Origin of the sequence: Paenibacillus puerhi, assembly GCF_009846885.1 — a bacterium.
Taxonomy (GTDB): domain Bacteria; phylum Bacillota; class Bacilli; order Paenibacillales; family NBRC-103111; genus Paenibacillus_G; species Paenibacillus_G puerhi.
Genome location: NZ_WUWM01000023.1, coordinates 112,785 through 127,414 on the forward strand (window position 1 = coordinate 112,785; position 14,630 = coordinate 127,414).

Genomic DNA, 14,630 nt, shown 5'->3' on the forward strand with positions numbered 1-14,630 from the left:
CATGAAGGTTACCCTTTGTTTTGCAGCTCCATCGCCTCATAGAGAGAAGCCAGGTTGCGTTCAAGCTTCACAAGAATCTGCTTGCCGGTCGACTCTGTGATCAAGTCCGCCCGAATGGCAAAGTCGATTTCCCGCGATAGTCCGTAAATTTGCGTATCTAAGACCTCTTCATACAGAGGACATTTGCGTGTGGTCAAGTTTTCCATCTGTACCTCAATCAGCTTCTCGATCTTATCCGCATCCTCTTGCAGCAGATGCAGCGCTTTCTGCGATAAGCTGAGCAGCACATCCGACGACATGGCGCTCCCCCCTGTAATCCCCGTAAGCATGATCCCCGAGCCATCAGGTGATCGCCCGAGTTGTTCCGAAACCATGCGAAGCTAGAATATGGCTTGTTAGTTTTATATTAGTCTAAAATGGGTTATTACACAAGTCCAACTAAAACAAAAAGGCATCTCCGCTTGCGCGAAAACGCCTGTACCGCCTTTGCCTTCTTTAATCCTGAATGCTGTTAATAATCAGACCATGCTTGGCGAACACTTCCGCCATCGCTTTTTTGGCTTCCTCGGCATCCGGTCCATGCACATGCAGATCATACTGGCTCGAAGTGAGCAGTGTTGTGAATAAGCCTAGAATGCTCTTCACATCAATGAACTTATTATCATACTGAAGAACAATGGAAGATCTGAATTTGTTAGCGGTTTGTGAGATTTCCACAATAGCAGCATTATTAGCGTTCGGCATCTAAAAATCCCTCCAAGCTTTAATCAAGCAAATGAACATAAATAAATCGCTTTCTTTCTATGATAATACATGGGAAAACAGGAACTTGCAACTGAATTTTTAGACGTTCAGCCCGAAGCTCTGGAAATCATTTTATTTCAGGCGCTCCGGATTCAGCCCTTCCAGCTCGGGAATGACGAAGCGGCCGTCCTTCCTGATCAGGCGGTCGTCGAAGTAAATGCTACCCCCTCCGAACTCTGGCCGTTGAATTAATACCAGATCCCAGTGTACCGAGGAGCGATTGCCGTTATCCGCCTGCTCATAGGCTTGCCCGGGCGTGAAATGAAGGCTGCCGTCAATTTTCTCGTCAAACAGCGTGTCCTTCATCGGAGTCGAAATATACGGATTAAAGCCCAGACTGAATTCGCCGATATAACGCGCACCCTCATCCGTATCGAGAATATCGTTCAATCGCTCGGTATCGCTCGATGAGGCTTCTACGATTTTACCGTTCTCGAATCGAAAGGTGATGTTCTCAAAGGTCGCATCCGAATGAATGGAAGGGGTGTTGTAAGCAATCACTCCGTTCACTGAATCGCGGACCGGGGCCGTGTACAGCTCGCCGTCCGGAATATTGCGGCGACCGCAGCATTTCACCGACCCGATGCCCTTGATCGAGAAGGAAAGGTCCGTAGCTCCGGGTCCGACGATCCTGACCTTGTCCGTCCGGTTCATCAGCTCCTGCAGCGGGTCCATGGCACTCGACATAGCCGCATAATCGAGATTGCATACATCGAAATAAAAATCCTCGAACCGTCTCGTGCTCATGCCGGCCAGTTGAGCCATGGACGCGTTAGGATAGCGCAGCACCACCCACCGGGTCCGCTTTACCCGCTCCTCCAGATGCACGGGCTTCGCATACACTTGCTTGTACAGCTTCATTTGGGCCGCGGGGACATCTGCCAGCTCGCTGACATTGTCCGAAGCCCGGATCGCGACATAGCAATCCATCTCCTTCATCCGGTCCAGGTCCCGGCGTGCCCAGTCTTCAAGCTGCTCCCGGGTAACTTCGGCAAGCAGCGCAGCCTGCACACGCGGATCGATGAGTTCCGCATACGGATGGCCGCCGCACGCATATACCTCTTCGATCAGGCAGGCTACCAGTTCTCTGTCGCCGCCCGTCATTTCGATCAAGACCTTCTCCCCACGCTGAACATCCAGCGAATACCGGACGATATTGCGAGCGAGGGTATGCAACCGTGGATCTCGCATCTGTTAGTCTCTCCTTCATCTACCGTTTGGTAGGTTTCGTTTTTCCGCTATCGCGGGCGCTCCCCGAAGAGCTTGTCCGGGTCCACTTCCTCCGGAAGTACGTTCCCAGAGCGAACATCACCAAAAGTACAGCTCCAAGTACAAGCAGACGCTCTTTATGCTGTCCAAAATGAATCAGATCATGTCCTACCATCGATTCCAGCCATATCATAGGTGCGTTGCCGATCAGGGTACCGAGAATAAAATGTCTGGTGCGTACCTTCATGAAGGCTGCGCCGATGCTGACTACCGAAGACGGAAGCACGGGTACGACGCGGCTAGCTGCAATGCACCACAGCCCGTAGCGTTCCAGCAGGCCGTTTACTTTGCCGAGAAAGCTGTAGCCCGCCAGCTTGCCCTGTACCCAGGAGCGACCCAAATTCCGGGCAAGGAAATACGCGAAGACAGCGCCTACGCAAGCACATATATAATTGACCGCAAATCCGCCCCAAAAGCCGAATAGCAGCACATTAACGCCGGCCGCCACGACAAAAGGGATGAACGGCAGCACCGCATGCAGCAAAACGAGCATCGCCCCTCCTGCATACCCCAACCACCCAAGGGAGCCGAGTACTTCCGATACATGCTCCACATTCCATTGGCTCACAGGCTGGTCCTCCCTTCACTTTCGGTTCTTATTGTACCAAATATGAAAGCATATCACGAGTTGCTGTTTTATCCGACATTTCCCGTTTCTTGACTTGACATGACCTACCTGCTTCTTATAGAATTAGAAGTCGAGATAAGCGAATTGAATTCGAAAGAATCATGTCGCTTATGGTGGAAGATTGTGTCACCCTCTATAGATTTTGTTGCCGACAGGACCGCGGCTGGGTTCTTCCTGTCGTTTGCCATCGCTATCGATGCATGAACGAAATCGGGCCCTTCTTCACCCGTTGCTTTACACCTACTATACCAACATTAAAGGAGCCACCATACATGTCACGTTATACCGGTCCTAAGTTCAAATTAAGCCGCCGCCTCGGCATTTCCCTCAGCGGAACAGGCAAAGAATTGAAGCGTCCTTTCCCTCCAGGCCAACACGGCCCAGGACAACGTAAAAAAATCTCCGGCTACGGCGTTCAATTGCAAGAAAAACAAAAGCTGCGCCACATGTACGGCTTGAACGAAAAGCAATTCCGCAACCTGTTTGACAGAGCATCCAAGCTGCAAGGTATCGCGGGTGAAAACTTCATGTTCCTGCTGGAAAGCCGTCTGGACAACCTGGTGTACCGTCTGGGTCTCTCCAACTCCCGTGCCGGCGCTCGTCAATTGGTCGCTCATGGTCACGTTACCGTTAACGGCAAGAAAGTGGATATCCCTTCCTACATCCTGTCGACGGGCGATGTAATCGGTCTTCGCGAGAAGAGCCGCGGTCTGTCCGCTGTAAAAGAAGCTCTGGCTAACCGCAACTATCTGCCTGCTTACCTGGAATTCAATGAAGCGGCTATCGAAGGTAAATACATCCGTCTTCCTGAGCGCTCCGAGCTTGCTCAAGAGATCGATGAGAAGCAAATCGTCGAGTTCTACAGCCGTTAATAGTCCTTGCTACACAAGTACTAAAGCCGTTCCTTCGGGAGCGGCTTTTTTGATGGAACTTGTCGTGCCTCCGTCCAAAAAAAGCATCCGCTGCAGCAGGCTTTCTCTCTCCTGTGCAGCAGATGCTTTTTCTATGCGATGGCGAATGCTGAAGCTAGCCGAGCTTGATACGGGCGAACTTGCGTTTGCCCACCTGGACGATGTCTCCGTCTGCCGGCGTCAATTCCGCATTAGGATCTTCCACCTTAGTTTCATTAATTTTGACTCCGCCCTGCTGCAGGCTGCGGCGCGCTTCACTGCCGGATGCCTGCAGGCCCAGGGTCACGAGCAGCTTGGCTGCACGAATCGTCCCGTTGTCCAGCGCTTCCGCAGGCAGCGTCACTTCTTCGATATCCTCAGGCAGCGCACGCTGTTGAAATACGGTAACGAAGTGCTGCTGCGCCTCGTCAGCGGCTTGCTTGCCGTGGTACATACGAACGAAAGTATGAGCCAGCCTCATCTTCGCATCCCTAGGATGGACACTTCCGCTCTCCAGCCCGCTGCGGAGTTCGCTCAATTCTTCATTGGACAGATCTGTAGCAAGCTCGTAGTACTTGGCCATCAGCTCATCAGGCACGGACATGGCTTTTCCGTAAATTTCGTTGGGGGCCTCGTCGATACCAATATAGTTGCCCAGGCTTTTGCTCATCTTATTGACACCGTCAAGGCCTTCAAGCAGCGGATTCATAATCGCTATCTGGGTCTCTACGCCATACTCCTTCTGAAGCGTCCGACCCATGAGCAGGTTAAACTTCTGGTCTGTGCCCCCAAGCTCAATATCGCTCTTCAGCGCGACCGAATCGTAGCCTTGCATCAAGGGATAGAAAAACTCATGAATATGAATGGGCTGACCGGTACCATACCGTTTGGAAAAGTCATCCCGCTCCAGCATCCGGGCTACCGTTAGCTTCGCCGACAGCTCGACGACATCCGCAAAGTTTAGTGCGCCCAGCCATTCCGAATTATAGTACAGATTCGTCTTGCTCTCGTCCAAAATCTTGTAAATCTGCTTCTGGTACGTCTCCGCATTGCGCTTGACGTCCTCTTCCGTCAACTGCTTCCGCGTCTCCGACTTGCCGGTCGGATCGCCTATACGTCCGGTAAAGTCTCCGATTATTAGCTGCACCTGATGACCGAACTCCTGGAACTGGCGGAGCTTGTGAAGAACAACCGTATGCCCGACATGGATATCGGGGGCTGACGGATCGAGCCCCAGCTTGACGTTAAGCGGCTTGCCCGTCGCCACCGAGTTAATAAGCTTGCGTTTCAGTTCGTCCTCCGGCACAATTTCCACAACTCCGCGGCGGATTGTTTCCAGCTGACGGTTTACCTCCTGCTGCTGTTCTTGCGACAACTCTTCCCATTTGGCCATAAGTTAAAGTCCTCCCTTGTGTTCTCGAACCTGATCGCGGTCGTTTGTACCAACCCGAACCGATCTTCTTCCGCTCGCTTGCGCCTTGCCTGAGCTTCATGGCGATGAAAAACAAAAAAAGCCTCTTATCCACAAGGGACGAGAAGGCTATGCTCGCGGTACCACCCTACTTAAAGCCGCTGCTGCATGACTGCCCAGCATAACGACTTTCACTTTACGCACTGTAACGGGAACACCCGATCGAAAGCTACTATCCACCTGTGGCAGACTTCCCTTTCGCTGCTCCGGACTGTAATTCAGCCAAAGTTGCTTACCGGCTCGCACCTGCCGCCGGCTCTCTGATAAGCGCCTATCTTTGTCCTACTGGATGTCCATCCAAGCATTTTACCGTATGCAATTTTCTCTTATTTAACCACACCTCTCCTTTGCTTGTCAAACAAGCCCTATCTTTTATAGGCCATCTGTCATGGAACAATCACGAAAGCATGTGTCTGGGTCGATGTTCGCCTTGACGGGGTATGCTATAATAGGATGGAATGTTTTCCATTTCAGGAGGTACCGGTTTAGATGGACACAGAGAAAACGGATAAGAAAGCAGGGTCATTCAAGAAAGGGCTGCGCCTGACAGCCAAATATACGCTCAAGACCTTCAAGTGGCTCTTCATTATCGGCATCCTCGCCGGCTTCATGGCGGGAGGAGCAGCCTTCGGCTATGTATCGGCGCTGGTTAAGGATGATCCTATCCGCGACAAGGACATGATGCTGCAGCAGATGAACGACGATGCTTTGACCGGGTTCGTATATTTCCGAGACGATACGATAGTCGGGCAGCTTCGCACGGAAGAGGACCGCCGATTGGCCGGCCTGAACGATATTCCGCAGATCGTGCTGGATGCCGTATTTGCCATCGAGGACAATAATTTCTATAACCATATCGGCATCGATATCAAAGGCACAGCACGGGCCGTTGTCCAGAAGCTGCTTAACCAGGATGTGCAAACCGGGGGCAGCACCATTACTCAACAGCTGGCCAGACGCGTATTTTTATCCTTGGATAAAGCCGACAGCCGGAAGGCCAAGGAGATTTTCCTGTCTATGCGTCTAGAGCGGATGATGTCCAAGGAACAGATTCTGCTTGCCTACCTCAATAAAATTCCTTATGGCAACGGCTCGTCCGGCTACAACGTCTACGGCATCAAAGCCGCCGCCAAGGGGATCTTCAATATCGAGGATCTGTCCAAGCTCAATCTGGCCCAAGCGGCTTATCTGGCCGGCGTACCGCAGCTGCCAAGCAATTACTCTGCTTTCAGCAGCAGCGGAGTGTTCGACGGAGCTGCTTTCAAGCGGGCTGTCCAGCGGCAGCAGCTCGTGCTGCGCCGCATGCTGGAGGAGAATAAGATCACCCGGCAGCAGTATGACGAAGCGCTTGCCTTCGATCTGCAAGGCTCGCTGGCCGAGCGCGTAAAGAAGGCTTACTCGACCTATCCATACCTGATGATCGAGGTGGAGAAGGAAGCTGCCAAAGCGCTCTTGAAGGCAGAACAGCCAAACCTGAGCGCCGAAAAAAATCCGGATGCTTACAATGAAGCGCTCAAAGGCATCCAGGCAAAGCTTAGCCGCGGAGGCTATCATGTATACACCACGATCGACAAAGACATCTACGAGTCGATGCGCGAAATCGCTCAGAATGAGAAGAACTTTACGCCGGATGACAAGGTCAAAGGCATCGAGCAGGTCGGCGCCGTGATGATTGAGAATAAGAGCGGAGCCATCCTGGGGATGCTGGAGGGTCGTGATTTCTTCAAGGAGCAGCTGAACCATGCCACCCAAGCATTCCGCCAGCCTGGTTCAACCATGAAGCCGATTGCCGCCTTCCTTCCTGCTCTCGAGAAAGGAGCGATTCAACCGGCGACGGTTATCGACGACATCCCGATCGTGCTGAAGGACGGCACGAAGGCCGGTTACCATATCCCGGAAAATTGGGATGACGGCTACCACGGTCTTGTTACCGCCAGGCATGCGCTCAATCAGTCCTATAATATTCCGGCGATCCGGCTATTTATAGAAACGGTCGGTATCAAGGAAGCATGGGAATTCGCGAGAAAGATGGGGATTCAATCCGTCACGGAAGCGGACTATGTCGCCCAGACTGGCGTCATCGGCGGACTTAAATATGGAGTTACCGTCAAAGAGTTGACCAGCGCCTATTCCACCATCGGCAACCAAGGCGTTTACAACGAAGTGTTTATGATCCGCAAAATTACGGATTCGAACGGTCAAGTCGTCTTCGAGCACCAAAGCAAGCCGACTACCGCTTTTTCTCAGGAAACGGCTTATCTGATGACGGATATGATGCGTACGGTTATTACATCGGGAACCGCTACGGACTTGAAGACCAAGTACAAGCACTATAATAAAATCCCTATCGTCGGCAAGACAGGCTCGACGCAGGATGATGCCGACGCCTGGTTTATGGGCTATACGCCTGATGTAACGCTGGGCGTCTGGGTAGGCTATGAGCTGCCTATCCATAAGCTGACCAAGAAAAGCGGCGGGACCAATCGGGCAAAGGATGTCTGGGCCATGGCGATGAATGAAGCAATCGCCAAGCATCCCGAATTGTTCACGACCAAGGAGTTCAAACGTCCGCCTAATATCGTCGACATGACCGTGTCCAGCCTGTCTGGCAAGCTGCCAAGCGATGCTATCAGCGCAGCCGGCAAGCTGAACAAAGATATTTTCAATAAAAAATTCATACCCACCGAGGAAGATCAAGTGCTGACGAAGCTTCCCATTATTTCGTTTAATGGTCTGAATTATATCGCTCAATCCGGAACTCCTTCGGAATTTGTCACGGAGAAAACCGTCATTAAACGCGAAAAATCGTTAAACGAAATATTTAAGCAAATCGAGTCCATCATGAGTCGTCTTCCGGCAGACCGCAAGCGAAGCATAGACTTCTACAAGCCTAGGGATTTCAGTGATGACGCTCCTTCCGAGACGGACCCGCGTACCGATGACGGCAAGCCTCCGGTGCCTCCGACAACCGTCGTTGCTACACATGCTGGCAATACGAGTGTCGTTACCTTCCAGGCAAGCTCCAGCGAGGATACGGTTGGCTACCGGCTTTACCGCTCTTCGAACAATGGAAGCTACCAGAGGGTTTCCGGTAAAATATTGCTGGCTGATCAGGAAACGAAGTTTACGGACCAGGTAGGAGCCGGCCTCTACGGGTATTACGTCACGGCCGTCGATGTGGCGGGCCAAGAATCCGTCCCTAGCAAAGCCGCTTATACGGATGGAACCTCTATGGATTTATTATTCCTGTCGCCGGAAAGCGACGGTACGATCGATCCCGCTGGCGTTGCTCCCCACCCGGCAGTAGGCGATTCAACGGACAATAGCAAGCTCGGAGTCAACTCTACCGACAAGTCTGACCAAGGAAAAGAAGAATGGAAAACCGTTCCCTCGGTCCCTTCAACACCTTCGGTCAAATCGACAGGCGGAGGCATTGAGTTAAACTGGAAAGCCAATGCCGACAAAGAGAAAGTAAAGTCGTACACGGTATACTTCAGTGAGAAGGAAACAGGCGAATTCACCAAGCTGGGCACCGTGAAGCAGGCTACGCAGTTCCGGTATTACGCCGTTTCGACCGAAGGGTTCTACCGGATTACGGCGACTAATGAGCATGGAGATTCCAAGCCTTCCGCTGCCACACCCTTTAAAAAGTCCAATTAGGGAAGCAAAAACGCAAACAGCCCCCAATCCACGGGTTAACGTGGTTGGGGGCTGTTTTGTATGAGCATTCGTCATTTAATCGGGTACTTCAGTCTTATGAGCTCAGGTCTCCTGTAGCTTAGTCCTCGATGGTCGACAGATCTCCTGTAGGCAAGTTAAGCTCCCAGGCTTTCAGGACACGGCGCATAATCTTCCCGCTTCGCGTCTTTGGAAGCTTATCTTTGAACTCGATCTCACGAGGTGCCGCGTGAGCGGACAGACCTACTTTAACGAATTTGGAAATATCGGCTTTCAATTCATCCGATGGGGTGTAGCCTTCCCGCAGCGCGATGAACGCTTTGATGATCTCCCCGCGCATCGCGTCGGGTTTGCCGATTACGCCTGCCTCCGCAACCGCCGGATGCTCCACAAGCTTGCTTTCCACTTCGAATGGGCCTACGCGTTCGCCGGCCGTGTTAATCACATCATCGATCCGTCCTTGGAACCAGAAGTAACCGTCCGCATCCATATAAGCCGAATCACCGGAAATATACCAGCCGGGAATCCGGAAATACTCCTCAAACTTGGCGGTGTTATTCCAAATCTTGCGCATCATCGACGGCCAAGGAGTTTTGATCGCCAGATTGCCCATACGAAGCGGCGGCAGCACATTGCCTGCATCATCGATAATGGCTGCCTCAACGCCCGGCACCGGTTTGCCCATAGAACCCGGACGAATCGCCATGCAGGGATAGTTGCAAATCAACTGCCCGCCGGTCTCCGTCATCCACCATGTATCGTGTATGCGCTGGTTGTACACCTTCAAGCCCCAGCGAACGACCTCAGGATTAAGCGGCTCGCCTACGCTGAGCACATGACGCAGCGACGACAGGTCGAACTGCTTTACCGTCTCATCCCCAGCTCCCATCAGCATCCGGAAAGCTGTAGGCGCGCTGTACCATACCGAAACTTTGTATCGTTGAATCGTATTGTACCAATCCTGGGGACTGAAGCGTCCGCCGCGGACCACATTGGTCGCTCCATTCAGCCAAGGCGCGAAGATCCCGTAAGACGTACCTGTCACCCAGCCCGGGTCAGCCGTACACCAGTATACGTCCTGCTCCTGAAGATCCAGAACGACGCGGCCGGTGTAGTAGTGCTGGATCATCGCATTGTGGGCATGGACGACTCCCTTCGGCTTACCGGTGGAGCCCGAAGTATAATGAATCAACAGGCCGTCCTCGCGGTCCACCCATTCAAGCTCGAGCTCTTCGGAAGCCTCCGCCATCTCTTTATGGAAATCAAGCTGTCCTTCCGCCAGCTCCAAATCATGTCCGACCAATATCACATGCTTCAGCTTCGGTAGCTGCTCCACAGGAACCCGGGACAATTGAGAAGGCGTGGTGATGATGGCGACCGCCTCGCTATCCTCCAGACGGTCCCTGACCGCCGTTTCCATGAAGGCTTCAAATAGCGGACCGACGATCGCTCCGACTTTTAATGAGCCTAGAAGCGAGAAATACAGCTCTGGCGTTCTTGGCATGAAAATAAAGATACGTTCGCCCTTGCCTACGCCCAGCTTGCGCAGGACGTTTCCAAATCGATTGGACTGCCGCTTCATATCGAGGTAAGTGTATTGTTCGTCCCTGTTGTCATCGCTATAGTACAACGCTACTTTATCTTTTCTTTCGGAATTCGCATGACGGTCAATCGCTTCATGGGCCATGTTAACTTTACCCGTGTCGGACCAGGAGAACGTTTTTTCGATCGCTTCCCAGCTAAAACCGGCACGTTCTTCTTCGTAGCTTTTCATGTTCGAAGTTTTTGATACAGGTGCAATACTTTCTACACTTGCTTGATCCATGCCACTTACCTCCCGATTTTCCATCTAATTTACAATTACTTAAAACGCTTTCATGAGACACACATGTGATATTATAACACAACCCTTTCTATTCGACTATTAATTTGTTATGCTTAACAGCGAAAGTTCTGTTGGGAGAGGATGCGCTATCATGGAACATTTTAAACAATACCATTCCTTCACCATCCCTTATCAGGACAGTGAGCTTGTTGTGGAAGGCCCCGTTCCGTCAGATCGACTGCGTACCTACGACATGCATCCGGACCTGGACGCATTTCGTCGGCCCAAAGAGCAATTTGTAGCGCTCGTCGAAATATCCGAGCTCCCCGAGGGCCGCATTATTCTCGCGCGTCACGGCAGTCAGATTGTCGGTTATGTAACCTTCCATTATCCTGATGAGCTGGAGAGATGGTCGGAGGGCCAGATGGAGGATCTGATCGAGCTGGGTGCGATCGAGGTCGCGGATGACTACCGCGGTGTCGGACTTGGCAAACATATGATCCGGACGGCTTTCCTCGGCGATCAGCTTGAGAATGTCATCACCTTCACAACCGAGTATTACTGGCATTGGGATTTAGAAAAAAGCGGGCTTAATGTATGGCAATACCGCGAAATGATGGAAAAGCTGATGAAATGCGTAGATATGGTTTGGTTTGCTACCGACGATCCGGAGATTTGCTCACATCCCGCTAACTGTCTAATGGTCCGGATCGGCAAAAACGTACCGCTGTCCTCCGTCGAGCAGTTCGATCGAGTCCGTTTCCGGCAGCGGTTTATGTACTGATGGAGGCGCAAGACATGAGAACCAACGCCCTGTTTATTTATGACGAACGGGAAACCGCCTATCGATTTAACGACAATCATCCGTTTAACCAGAAGCGTCTGCAAGTAACTGTAGATTTGCTGAAGAAGGCCGGCGCTTTGCCGGATTCCTGTATGCGGACGCCTCCTTCCGCAACTGAAGAGCAGCTGCTGCGTGTGCATAGCCAGGAATATTTGGATTGCGTCAAAGGACTTAGCCCCAATCCCCCTGAAGACTGCTGGATCGAAAAAGCAGGCCGTTACGGACTCGATACGGAAGATACGCCTTACTTTCCTGATATGCATACGGTTACCCTTCAGCTCGTCGGCGGTTCCGTCTATGCCATAGACACCGTGATGAGTGGCGAAGCGCTTCATGCGATGCATTTGGGCGGTGGACTGCATCACGCTCTTCCCAGCAAGGGCGCAGGCTTCTGCGTCTACAATGATGCAGCGGTCGCTATTGCTCATGCCAAGGCCGTCTATGGTGCCAGAGTGCTCTATATCGATACCGACGTGCACCATGGGGATGGCGTGCAATGGAGCTTTTATACGGACCCCGATGTTTGTACGTTCTCCATCCATGAGACTGGCAAATATTTATTTCCGGGGACAGGAGCGGTTAATGAACGCGGGGAAGGCTCAGGCTTCGGAATGAATGTGAATGTTCCTATGGAACCGTTTACGGAGGATGAGTCGTGGCTCGAATGCTTTACTGAAGTGCTTAACCGCACTGTCGAGCATTTCAAGCCCGATCTAATCGTTTCGCAGCATGGCTGTGACGCGCATGCCTTCGATCCCTTGGCCCATATTCATTGCAGTATGGATATATACCGGGAGATGCCGCGGGTTATCCACGAGCTAGCCCATCGTTACTGCGGCGGACGCTGGGTGGCGCTTGGTGGCGGAGGCTATGACATCTGGCGCGTAGTTCCTCGTGCTTGGAGTCTGGCCTGGCTGGAGATGAGCGGACATCCGCTGCTGGATGCCGTAAACACGCAAGCCCCTTGTTTCTTACCTTCAGATTGGCTGAAGTCCTGGCAGCCGCACTGTGAAGAACATATTCCGGACACTTGGCTTGATCCCGTCCATTCCTGGGAGCCGATGCCGCGACGCGACGAAATCGTAGCGAAAAATCGACAAACTAAGGAACTATCCATGCTTTATTTAGGTTAATGAGCCGCGATAAGCAACCGCCATCCACGCCTGTCTCCTCCATGAGACGGGCTTTTTACCTATATTTCTACGCCTAGGGACCGCAGTCTTGCCCTCACTCTTCTCCCGTACGCCTGTTTATAATGAAGCTGAAACAGTTGCTCCACGTAGCCGATCTCCGTCTCCGTCAGCCTCATGATGGAAATATATCGCTGGGTCTCTTCATCCCGATAAAATTGATCCCAGGTCAGTACTTGGTTTTGATGCACCGCCTGGCTCAAGGACAAGCTGATTTTTTTCTTGATGCCGCCCGTGCTGATTTTCACAGCATCAGGTTTGTAATTGCTCTCCAATTGAATGATATCCTTGCGCAATAATAGCAACTGGTGAGCATGCAAAGCATCATCCAAAGCCGAATGCTGCTTCCCTGAAAACTCCATATGATGCTCCGTCAGTGCTTGCTGAAGTCCTCCATTATAGAACTTGGACATATCGATCATATGTGTTAGCCAGCTTGTCGGAATGCCATTTGATTTGCAGTCCACGAGCAGATGGAAGAAATCGGTACCTCCCCAAGCTATCAGCTTGCAGGGTTCGCCGCAAAATGCTCGGAAATGTCCGATCACTTCCGTGAACGACTTACTTTGGGAAAGCGTGTCCCGCTCGATCCCGCAAAAGTCTAGCGCAAACTCATGTATCGGAAAACGCGGGCATACATAGCTCTGAAAGGTATCGAGAATATGTCCCTCCGCGTCGATCTTCACAGCCCCAATTTCTATAATTTCCATCGGATAGATATCATAATGTCTTCGTCCATTGAATTCGAGATCGATAACCAAAACATTCATGCTGCTTTTCCTCCTTGCTGCTCCTCCTCATAAGTATGCACAAAAAATCTTGTTTAGCCAAGCTATTGTCCCGCTTAAACAATAAAAGGAACGAACCTTATTAGGGTCCGTTCCTTTTATTGTTTAAGCGCTCTGAATGTCTATTGTTAACTTCTATAAAGTGTGTCGTTCCATCTGGGATGGATCTTTGGCGCTTTCTCATTAGGAGAAGCTTGCTTGATAGGTTCGGCTGCAGCCAGTCTTGTCTTCAGTTCTTCAAACCATTCCTTATCATGCGTAAGAAGGGCCAGATCGATAAGACTGCGAAGTTCTTCCCGCGTTGAAGCCGAACGTTCAGGTAATTTCTTTGTTTTAGTACGGCCTGCCTGCAAGGTTGTATCGACAAGCGCTTCGTGATCGCTTTGCGTTACCCTTATAAGCAAGAGACCACTCTCGTCAACGGCCTCCACATAGCCGATATATTTTTCATCCGAAGGAGAGGAACCGCACACCCAATCTCCCTCAACTATGATATCGAATGGATTCGCTTGCGACATCACCATTCACCTCTTTCTAATAATTTGGTATATATAGAAATGATCGTCAACCAAAATCGCTTCTTTTCTGTTATTATATTTGTTACAGTTATAAAAGTCAATTACTTTTATATAATTAGTAAGTAACAAATCATTAAGAACCGTAAGGCTATCTGCTTAAACCGGTCGCTTTCCTTCCGCATCTTAGCAGAAAACAAAAAAAGCCCGCTAATTAGGGGCTTTTATTGGCTTGGCGACGTTCTACTCTCCCAGGACCCTTCGGTCCAAGTACCATCGACGCTGGAAGGCTTAACGTTCGTGTTCGGGATGGGTACGCGTGGTTCCCTTCCGCCATCATCACCAAACCTACAAGTTTCACGAAGTGAAACTACTTCGGAAGCTTGGATTTTTCGAGGAGAACTCCTCTGAAATCTCTGCGAGAAAATATCCCCGCGCTTCAAGGCTTGCACCTTGAAAACTGGATGCGAAACTAAGCATGCTGAATGCTGTTAGCTTACTTGGATAAGCCCTCGACCGATTAGTATTCGTCAGCTACACGCGTTGCCGCGCTTCCACCCCGAACCTATCAACCTCGTCGTCTACAAGGGGTCTTACGAATTGGGAAATCTCATCTTGAGGGGGGCTTCACGCTTAGATGCTTTCAGCGCTTATCCCTGCCGTACTTGGCTATCCAGCCGTGCCTCTGGCGAGACAACTGGTACACCAGCGGTACGTCCATCCCGGTC

At 51.3% G+C, this 14,630-nt stretch carries 12 protein-coding genes, 2 rRNA genes and 1 other annotated feature; of the genes, 4 read left to right on the top strand and 10 right to left on the bottom strand.

Features of this window, described 5'->3' with window-relative positions:
• Positions 1 to 8: 8 nt before the first annotated feature.
• The 4 genes from GSF01_RS20180 to GSF01_RS20195 form a co-directional block, all read right to left on the bottom strand.
• On the bottom strand, positions 9 to 299 hold the full coding sequence (locus GSF01_RS20180) for a YlaN family protein (protein WP_159887104.1): 291 nt from the start codon (positions 297 to 299) through the stop codon (positions 9 to 11).
• 196 nt (positions 300 to 495) lie between these two features.
• Positions 496 to 744, bottom strand: a complete 249-nt coding sequence (locus GSF01_RS20185; protein ID WP_159887105.1) for an HPr family phosphocarrier protein — start codon at positions 742 to 744, stop codon at positions 496 to 498.
• A 132-nt stretch (positions 745 to 876) separates the two neighbouring features.
• Positions 877 to 1,995 carry an aminopeptidase gene (locus tag GSF01_RS20190; RefSeq protein WP_159887106.1) on the bottom strand — a complete coding sequence of 373 codons (1,119 nt, stop codon included), beginning with the start codon at positions 1,993 to 1,995 and terminating at the stop codon, positions 877 to 879.
• A gap of 19 nt (positions 1,996 to 2,014) precedes the next feature.
• Positions 2,015 to 2,641, bottom strand: a complete 627-nt coding sequence (locus GSF01_RS20195) for a TVP38/TMEM64 family protein (RefSeq protein ID WP_159887107.1) — start codon at positions 2,639 to 2,641, stop codon at positions 2,015 to 2,017.
• Between the two features lie 332 nt (positions 2,642 to 2,973).
• Between GSF01_RS20195 and rpsD the strand changes: the two genes are divergently transcribed.
• Positions 2,974 to 3,573, top strand: a complete 600-nt coding sequence (gene rpsD, locus GSF01_RS20200; protein ID WP_159887108.1) for a 30S ribosomal protein S4 — start codon at positions 2,974 to 2,976, stop codon at positions 3,571 to 3,573.
• A 154-nt stretch (positions 3,574 to 3,727) separates the two neighbouring features.
• On the opposite strand, the gene tyrS is transcribed toward rpsD, so the two are convergent.
• Entirely contained in the window at positions 3,728 to 4,984 is a 1,257-nt protein-coding gene (gene tyrS, locus GSF01_RS20205) for a tyrosine--tRNA ligase (RefSeq protein ID WP_159887109.1), read from the bottom strand.
• Positions 4,985 to 5,115: 131 nt separating this feature from the next.
• Positions 5,116 to 5,371: a binding site (T-box leader), on the bottom strand.
• A gap of 180 nt (positions 5,372 to 5,551) precedes the next feature.
• Between tyrS and GSF01_RS20210 the strand changes: the two genes are divergently transcribed.
• Entirely contained in the window at positions 5,552 to 8,722 is a 3,171-nt protein-coding gene (locus GSF01_RS20210; protein WP_159887110.1) for a transglycosylase domain-containing protein, read from the top strand.
• A 118-nt stretch (positions 8,723 to 8,840) separates the two neighbouring features.
• Here the strand turns inward: GSF01_RS20210 and acsA are convergent, their stop codons facing one another.
• The gene (gene acsA, locus GSF01_RS20215; protein WP_159887111.1) at positions 8,841 to 10,565 is read right to left on the bottom strand and encodes an acetate--CoA ligase; all 1,725 of its coding nucleotides are present in this window, start codon (positions 10,563 to 10,565) and stop codon (positions 8,841 to 8,843) included.
• Between the two features lie 151 nt (positions 10,566 to 10,716).
• On the opposite strand from acsA, the gene GSF01_RS20220 reads away from it, so the two are divergent.
• Both GSF01_RS20220 and GSF01_RS20225 read left to right on the top strand, forming a co-directional pair.
• Positions 10,717 to 11,349, top strand: a complete 633-nt coding sequence (locus GSF01_RS20220) for a GNAT family N-acetyltransferase (protein ID WP_159887112.1) — start codon at positions 10,717 to 10,719, stop codon at positions 11,347 to 11,349.
• A gap of 14 nt (positions 11,350 to 11,363) precedes the next feature.
• Positions 11,364 to 12,542, top strand: a complete 1,179-nt coding sequence (locus tag GSF01_RS20225; protein ID WP_235941634.1) for an acetoin utilization protein AcuC — start codon at positions 11,364 to 11,366, stop codon at positions 12,540 to 12,542.
• A gap of 59 nt (positions 12,543 to 12,601) precedes the next feature.
• On the opposite strand, the gene GSF01_RS20230 is transcribed toward GSF01_RS20225, so the two are convergent.
• The 4 genes from GSF01_RS20230 to GSF01_RS20245 all read right to left on the bottom strand — a co-directional run.
• Positions 12,602 to 13,369 carry a 3'-5' exonuclease gene (locus GSF01_RS20230; RefSeq protein ID WP_159887114.1) on the bottom strand — a complete coding sequence of 256 codons (768 nt, stop codon included), beginning with the start codon at positions 13,367 to 13,369 and terminating at the stop codon, positions 12,602 to 12,604.
• A gap of 146 nt (positions 13,370 to 13,515) precedes the next feature.
• Positions 13,516 to 13,905: an IDEAL domain-containing protein gene (locus GSF01_RS20235; protein WP_159887115.1), complete on the bottom strand. Its 390-nt coding sequence runs from the start codon at positions 13,903 to 13,905 to the stop codon at positions 13,516 to 13,518.
• Between the two features lie 227 nt (positions 13,906 to 14,132).
• Positions 14,133 to 14,249: ribosomal RNA gene (gene rrf / locus GSF01_RS20240) — 5S ribosomal RNA — on the bottom strand.
• A gap of 153 nt (positions 14,250 to 14,402) precedes the next feature.
• Positions 14,403 to 14,630: ribosomal RNA gene (locus GSF01_RS20245) — 23S ribosomal RNA — on the bottom strand; the annotation flags it as partial.